Source organism: Streptomyces griseoaurantiacus (assembly GCF_036189845.1).
GTDB classification, from domain to species: domain Bacteria; phylum Actinomycetota; class Actinomycetes; order Streptomycetales; family Streptomycetaceae; genus Streptomyces; species Streptomyces griseoaurantiacus.
The window spans coordinates 114,544-121,679 of sequence record NZ_CP108327.1 but is presented as its reverse complement, the minus strand read 5'-3'; the positions used below and the strand labels follow the sequence as shown (position 1 = coordinate 121,679).

The 7,136-nt window shown below is 72.6% G+C and carries 6 protein-coding genes and 1 CRISPR repeat array; of the genes, 4 read left to right on the top strand and 2 right to left on the bottom strand.

What is annotated here, in order from left to right; genetic code table 11:
* Positions 1–42: 42 nt before the first annotated feature.
* A CRISPR array of direct repeats spans positions 43–499; the repeat unit is 29 nt; unit sequence CTGCTCCCCGCACCCGCGGGGATGGTCCC.
* A gap of 199 nt (positions 500–698) precedes the next feature.
* Positions 699–1,070, bottom strand: coding sequence for a hypothetical protein (locus tag OHB09_RS33035; protein ID WP_328923128.1), 372 nt, complete (start codon positions 1,068–1,070; stop codon positions 699–701).
* A 245-nt stretch (positions 1,071–1,315) separates the two neighbouring features.
* Here OHB09_RS33035 and OHB09_RS33030 point away from each other — a divergent pair, with 245 nt between their 5' ends.
* From OHB09_RS33030 to OHB09_RS33015, 4 genes are all read left to right on the top strand, one after another.
* Positions 1,316–1,750 (top strand): hypothetical protein, encoded by a 435-nt coding sequence (locus OHB09_RS33030; protein ID WP_328923127.1) that lies wholly within the window; start codon positions 1,316–1,318, stop codon positions 1,748–1,750.
* Positions 1,747–3,513, top strand: coding sequence for a relaxase/mobilization nuclease domain-containing protein (locus tag OHB09_RS33025; protein WP_328923126.1), 1,767 nt, complete (start codon positions 1,747–1,749; stop codon positions 3,511–3,513). The genes OHB09_RS33030 and OHB09_RS33025 overlap by 4 nt, the downstream gene beginning before the upstream one ends.
* A gap of 15 nt (positions 3,514–3,528) precedes the next feature.
* Positions 3,529–4,689: a hypothetical protein gene (locus OHB09_RS33020; RefSeq protein ID WP_328923125.1), complete on the top strand. Its 1,161-nt coding sequence runs from the start codon at positions 3,529–3,531 to the stop codon at positions 4,687–4,689.
* A 188-nt stretch (positions 4,690–4,877) separates the two neighbouring features.
* A complete protein-coding gene (locus OHB09_RS33015; RefSeq protein ID WP_328923124.1) occupies positions 4,878–5,840 on the top strand; it encodes a phosphotransferase family protein in 963 nt (320 codons plus the stop codon).
* A gap of 115 nt (positions 5,841–5,955) precedes the next feature.
* On the opposite strand, the gene OHB09_RS33010 is transcribed toward OHB09_RS33015, so the two are convergent.
* Positions 5,956–7,020 (bottom strand): C40 family peptidase, encoded by a 1,065-nt coding sequence (locus OHB09_RS33010; protein WP_328923123.1) that lies wholly within the window; start codon positions 7,018–7,020, stop codon positions 5,956–5,958.
* Positions 7,021–7,136: the final 116 nt, after the last annotated feature.

Genomic DNA, 7,136 nt, shown 5'->3' with positions numbered 1-7,136 from the left:
GGATGGTCCCTACAGCGACTACCAGCTGTCCGAGGGCTACTCCTGCTCCCCGCACCCGCGGGGATGGTCCCTGCCAGCGGCCCCGGTCGTCCATCACGACCGGCTGCTCCCCGCACCCGCGGGGATGGTCCCCCTCCGCCGTTGCAAGCATCGTGTGGCACGGCCTGCTCCCCGCACCCGCGGGGATGGTCCCGTCTGGCTGGGCGTCTCGGTGGAGGACCAGAACTGCTCCCCGCACCCGCGGGGATGGTCCCTCAAACCCCTCCTCGCCGTGGCTGCGGCGTACCTGCTCCCCGCACCCGCGGGGATGGTCCCAGGGCGGCGTACAGGTGGAGTCCGAGGAGGGCCCTGCTCCCCGCACCCGCGGGGATGGTCCCGCGATGGCGCTGGTGCGGGAGGCGGTCAGGGGCTGCTCCCCGCACCCGCGGGGATGGTCCCGACCGCGGACTCTGGTTCTCCGGCGCCGCCGCCTGCTCCCCGCACCCGCGGGGATGGTCCCCGGGCCACGGCCCCGGCGACGCCCGCGGCCGTCTGCTCCCCGCACCGCGGGGATGGTCCCTGCACGGGCACCTGCAGAATCCAGGAGAACGACTGCTCCCCGCACCCGCGGGGATGGTCCCAACGCGATCGAGCTGGCGCGCCCCTCGGCAAGTGCTCCCCGCGTCCGCTGCCAGGGCCCCTCTCCGTACCAGAGGGTGTCAACTGTAAGCGGCAGACGTCACCACGCCTTCGGCTGTGAAGGGACCGTCCTGCGCCGGGATGTCGCCCGCCGGCGAACTGCCGGCGACGGACGGCCCGGGGGCCTGTCCGCCGGGCCTCTTCGCCGCCGAACGCGGTCGCTTCCGCGGCCGTCTGGCAGGCTCGTCAGCGCCCAGCTTCGCCAGTTCCACCGCTGTCCAGCCTGCCGCTTCCGCGTCGCTGTACGCCTTGCCGTACGGCTCATCCAGTTCGGCGAGTTGTTCCAGCAGTCTGCTCCGCTTGGCCAGGATGTCCACGAGCGGACCCGCGGCCGCTTCCCGGCGCTCCTGGAGTGCCCTCATCTTCCGCAAGATCTCGTCTGCGCTTGGCATGCCGTGATCGTATTGCCGCCCTTCCGGCGGTCGCTGCATTTGGTCCGTGATGCGACAAGCCGGGGCGGTCTTGACCGCACGTCATGAAGGCCCCGTGTCGCGTGGGGAGACAGTAGCCACGGGAAGCGAGTTGTAGGTTATTGGGCCCAATGACCGTATTTAGCTGACCGGGCTGTACTAGGTTGGCCGTCATTGCGATCTTGGTCCAGGAATGGACCGGACGGGGTAGGGAAGGGGCCGCCAGCGTGGACGAGTCGCCGGTGGACGCGGAGGGGGCGCGCGCTCCGGTGCGGCGCCGTGGGCGGGAGCCGGGTGGGCCCCGGTCGCACCGGTTCAAGGTCTCCTTCAACGACGCCGAGATGGCGATCGTGCAGGAGGCCGCTGACCGTGAGAACCAGGCCTTCGCGGCATGGGTCGGTGAGGTGTCGTTGGCCGTAGCCACCGAGCGGGTGGTGCCCGTCTCCCCGGACGCCAAGAAGGTTCTGCAGGAACTCATCCAGACGCGCGGGCAGCTGCGCCGGGTCGGCAACAGCCTCAGCCAGGTGACCTCCACGCTGAACGCCGAAGATGAGATGACCGACGCTCGGATCAAAGCCGTCCTGGCACTGGTCGACGAGACCGTCCGGCGCGTCGACGAGGCCACACTGCAGGTGATGAGAGAGCGGCGGCCGCGCTCGTGATCCCGAAGGAGGCCCGGCCGGGCGACGACACCGCCGGCCTGCTGTTCTACCTGTACGGCCCGGGCAAGCGCGACGAACACGCGGACCCGCACATGGTCGCCGCCTGGGACGTCACGGTGCCCGATCCGGGACGGTCGGACGAGTTCTCCCTCTCCGATCTCGCACTGTTACTGGACGCGCCCGTGCACGCCCTGCGGGGCAGGCGCCCGCCCCTGCACGTGTTCCACGTCGCGGTGCGCAATCCGCCCGAGGACCGCAGGCTCACCGACGAGGAGTGGGCCCGGGTGGCGCGCGAGTTGATGCACGCGGCCGGCATCGCCCCGCACGCCGACGACCAGGGGTGTCGGTGGGTGGCCGTGCGGCACGCCGAGGACCACATTCACATCGTGGCCACTCGGGCCCGTGAGGACGGGCGTCAGCCGGACACGAGCTGGAGCAAGTTGCGGATGCAGGAGGTCGCGCGCGGGTTCGAGGTTGAGTTCGGCCTGCGTCGCCTCACGCACGCCGACGGCACCGCGCGCCGGTGGGCGAAGACCGGGGAGACGGAGAAGGCGGTGCGCCGGGGCCTGCCCGAGCCGGTGCGCGAGACACTCCAGCGTGCCGTGCGCGAGGCGGCGGCCGCCGCCGTGAGCGACGCCGACTTCTTCGGACGGCTTGCGGCGGCAGGACTGCGGGTCAAGCAGAGGATCGCCCCGGACGGCAACGTGACCGGCTACTCCGCGGCCCTGCCGGGCGACCGCGACGGCGGGCAGAGGCCCGTGTGGTTCTCGGGCTCCGGACTCGCCCCCGACCTGTCCCTGCCGCGTGTACGTGAGCGCTGGAGCGGGCCGCCGGTGAAGACCGCGGCGGGCACGGCGGATGCGTGGGGTTCGGCGGCGGAAAAGGTTCGCGCCGCCGCCGACCAGCTCGGTGCGGGAGGGCTGCACCAGGGCGCCGGGGACGTGGCCGCCCTCGGGGACCTGATCGTGGCCGCCGCAGTCGTCTCGCCGCACTCGGTGCGCAGCCAGACGCGGAAGGCCGCGTACGAGTTCGAACGGGCGGCTCGGGCCCCGTCCGCACGCCGGATGGAGGGGCGGGCACGCGAGTTGTACCGGGAGTCGACGCAGGTCCTCGCACGCTCCATGTCGGCGGCCGGCTGTAACGACACGGTCGCCGCACTCGGTTTCCTGCTCGCCCTGGTGACCGCGGTGGAGGCGTCCCGATGCTGGCACCAGGCCCAGGAGTACCGCGTCCAGGCGGAGGCCGCCGGACGGGCCGGACGGCTGCTGCACGAGGCGGTCGAGGTGACCGTCGGCGTCAACGCGGCGCGCGAGTACACGCCACGCCCCGAGCGCACCGCGGCCCGGAAGGGAACCGGTCCGCGCGCGGCCGCGGAGCCCGGCAGCCGGCCGATGGCCGGAGTCGTCGAGGAGGCTGTGCCCGAGCATGCGCGCGAGGTCCTGGCCGACCCGGCGTGGCCCGCGCTGCGGAGTCGGCTGGCAGTGATGGAGAAGGCCGGTGACGATCCGGCCGAGGTCCTTGCCCTGGTCGCCCGGCGCAGGGAGTTGACCTCAGCGGACTCGGTCGCCGAAGTGCTTACATGGCGGCTGGACGGGTGGAGCCGTCAGCGCGGTGCGACGGCGGCGGCCACCGGCAAGGGCCCGTCGCCGACGTCTCCGGGCGGCACCGGCCGCACCAGTGGGCCGCGCACGACGGGGGCGCCCGGACCGACGCGTCGGCCGCCGGGCGACGAGCAGCACAGGGGTCCGCGCCGGGCCCGGTGACGGAGGGGAGCGAGCATGTCGATGCCGACGCCGGAGGAGCGCCCGGGGGAGGCGTTCACAGAGGCGGTCGCCGAGGCGGTGCAGAGCTCCGTGATGGCGTTCCGCCTGGTCATGGCCACCGCGGACGCGGTACGCCGCCGACAGCAGAAGCGGGCCGGGAAGGAGGACGAACTCCCGGACGCCGAGAAGTCGGCGGCGGAGGCCTCGGAGGAAGTGAGGAAGTTCCTCCCCGACGACATCGCCGCGGCGTTGCTGGAGGGCGCGGACTGGCCCCAGCTCGCCCAGCAGCTCATGGCGCTCAAGCGGGCGGGTGTCGACCTGGAGACGATGCTGCCGCGCGTCGGCGAGATCACCGTGACGGTGCGGGACCAGGTCGTGGCGAACGCCGAGAAGGTGAGGCGCGAGGGCACCGAGGAGTGGGCGAAGGCACTGCGCGAGACGCTGCCGGCGGGACCGGTGCGCGAGGCGATCCTGTCCTCCCCGGCATGGCCGGAGATGGCCCGGACGATGGCGACGCTGAACGAGCGCGGAGTCGACGTGCGAGCGATCCTCGCTTCCGCGCACGAGGAGGGTGTCGGCGTCGACCAGGCGGTCGCCCTGGTGCTCGCGACGGCGGAGGCGCCGACCCCGAGCCGGGACGCGACGCTGTCGTACGGGCCGCTGACGGTCGGGCTGGACATCCCCAAGGATCTCGACCTGGGGGACCGGGAGCGGGCCCTTCGGCAACTGTCCGTCGCACCGTCGGAGAACCAGCGGTTCGCGCGCATGGTGCGCGAGGCGATGCCCGGCGCGGAGCGGGAAGCGGACCTGCTGGTGACGGCGCGTCAGTGGCCGCTGGTCGCGGCACGGATGGCGGACATGGAGAGCAAGGGCCGGCCGGTCGCGGAACATCTGGCCGGGCTGTCGAAGGACACCTCATGGCAGCAGGGCCCGCAGTCACAGAGGGGGCGGCGTCTGGTTGAGGCGGCCGACGACGCGCTGCGCAGGCCGGTCGGTACGGCGCCGGCGCCGGCGGGGCCGGGGCCGGGGCCGAGGGTGAGCACCGCAGCGGCCCGGTCGACGTCTCCGAGCGTGGGCCCTGCCAGGGCGTCCGGGAAGGGCGCGGCACCGGCTACGCCGGGCGTGGCCGCGCACCGCGAGGCCGGGCCCGCGGCGAGGAGTGGCAGGAGGCGGTAGCACCGGCCGGACCCATGCGTGCCGCAGACCGAAGGCCGCTCTGCGGCACACGTCGTTCCGGGTGCGGGCCTCGAGTCCATTTGTCGTTCGACGCCATCGTGACCTGCGGGTTCGAAGTGCTGAGCAGCACGGCCCCGCGCCCGACGAAGCCTTCGCGCGTATCCCCGTCCGGATGATGAGGTGGCACGGTGACCAACCACAATGAGGCGGTGGCAGTCCGGCCGTTGACGCTGGCTTGGGTGAACCGGCACTTGGAGGCCGGCGAACGAATCGTCGGAACCGAGGTGCTGCACGGCGGCATCACTGCCGAGATGCGAAGGCTGACCGTCGGCATGCGGGACGGAGGCAGTCGTGACCTGGTGCTGCGGAGCTTCGTCGACCCGTTCTACGTGGAGCACGCCGAGGACTCGCTGAACCGGGAGGCCGGCGCCCTCACCCTGCTCACGGGGACCGGCGTCCTGGCCCCTGAACTGGTAGCGGCTGATCCGACCGCCGCGCATTGCGAGTATCCCTCGCTCCTCATGACGCATCTGGTGGGCCGGACGGTCCTCGACGAGGGCGGACTGGAGGCACGCGTCCCCCAGCTGGCCCGCCAACTCGTGGCGATCCACGCGGTACGACCTGCCGTGCGGCCCCGGGAGTATGCGACGGCGACGACCGCCGACACCGTCGTGGTCCCGAAGGGCGCCGACGCGGCGGCATGGACCGCGGCGATCGACGTGATCCGTAAGCCCGTGCCGCCCTATGAAGGGCGATTCCTGCACCGGGACTTCCAGCCCGGCAATGTGCTGTTCGACGTGCGACCCCCAGGACCGGCGAGTGCGCGGATCACCGGCGTCATCGACTGGGCAGCGGCGTCCTGGGGCCCGGCGGATCTCGATGTGGCGCACTGCGCCGTCAATCTGGCGCTGCTGCACGGCCCGGCGTGGGGGCTGCGGTTCCCGGAGGCGTACGAGGAGGCCGGCGGGGTGCTGGCCGCGGCAGCGGGCGAGCGGCTGTACTGGCTGGTCCGGGACGGGTTGGCGTCCTCGGAGGAAGTGCGGTCGGTGTCACAGCCATGGCGGGAGGCAGGAAGGACAGACCTGACGACGCGGGTCGTGGAGGAGCGGCTGGATGCCTATGTCACCGCCCTGATGGACACGCTGGGCTGAGCCGAGACGTCCGGGGCGCGGCCCCGCCTCATTGTTCGACCGAGTGGGAACCGTGCGGATCCTGGGGGAGGGGCCCGAACCGTAGGGCGCGGCCAGAGCGGAACCTGCCCCCGGGTCAGGGCCGCGTCGCGCCGAAGTAGTCCCGTTCGGGCATGGCGGAGGTGAGGGGGGCGACTTCGACGTGGCGGCCGGTGCGGGGTGCGTGCAGGACGTTGCCGTCGCCGGCGTAGAGCGCGACGTGGTAGATGGAGCCGCTGCCGCCGTGCGACCAGAACAGCAGGTCGCCGGGCTCGAGGTCGGTGCGGGAGACGGCGCGGTCGGAGGTGGCGCCGTACTGGGCGGCGGCCGTGCGGGGCAGTTTCACCTTCGGCCAGTAGGCGTACTGGACGAGGCTGGAGCAGTCGAAGCCGACGGTGCTGGAGGCGGCGCACTTGCCGCGCTGGTAGCCGTTGGTGCCGTCGCAGAAGCCGGTCGAGGGGCCGCCGGGGCCGCCGCCTCCGTAGGCGTACGGGGTGCCCGTTCGGGTGACTGCCTTGCGCAGGGCGGTGACGCCCGTGCCGGATCCGGAGACCTGCAGCAGGCCGGGGCCCTCGAACCGCGACATGGTCGACAGGATGACCTGGACGTAGTGGTGGGTCTCGCCGTTGGCGAAGGACTTCGGGGGGACGCCGCCGAACTGCTCGACGCGGTGCCAGCCGGCGTTGTATCCGGCCAGCGCGAGGGCCCGGACGTCGCCGGGGAGGCCGGAGTTCTTCGCCTGCTTCAGCAGGGAGCACATCATGCGGCCCTGTGCCATGACGGCGTCGCCGATGTCCCACGGGCTCGACTCGCCGTTGCCGTCGGCGTCCCTGCCCCAGGTGGCCCAGGCGCTGGGGGTGAACTGCGCCGGGCCCTCGGCGCCGGCTTTGCTGGTGGCCTCCTCACGGGTGGTCTTGAACTTGCTCTCCTGGTAGAGCTGCGCGGCGAGCAGGGAGGGGGTCATCGCCGGTTCCTTGCAGGCCTTGTCCGCCTCGAGGATCCACGTGCGGAATTCCTCGGGTACGCCCCGCAGCCCGCCTCCGCCGTCGGACGTCTCGGCGGCGGAGGCTTCCTCGTCGGCGATCACGAGCCCCATGAGTGACAGGGTCACCACCAGGACGAGGCCTGTCACCGCGGCGGCGGCTGCCACGAGCACCTTCACGCGCCATCCCCCCGTCTTGTTCTCTTCGCTGCGGTGGCCTGCGGGACGTTCCGCGGTAGCGGATCACGTCCTGTCCACCGGAGTCGCCGCGGTTCCGCAGGGCCGGACGAGTGAGT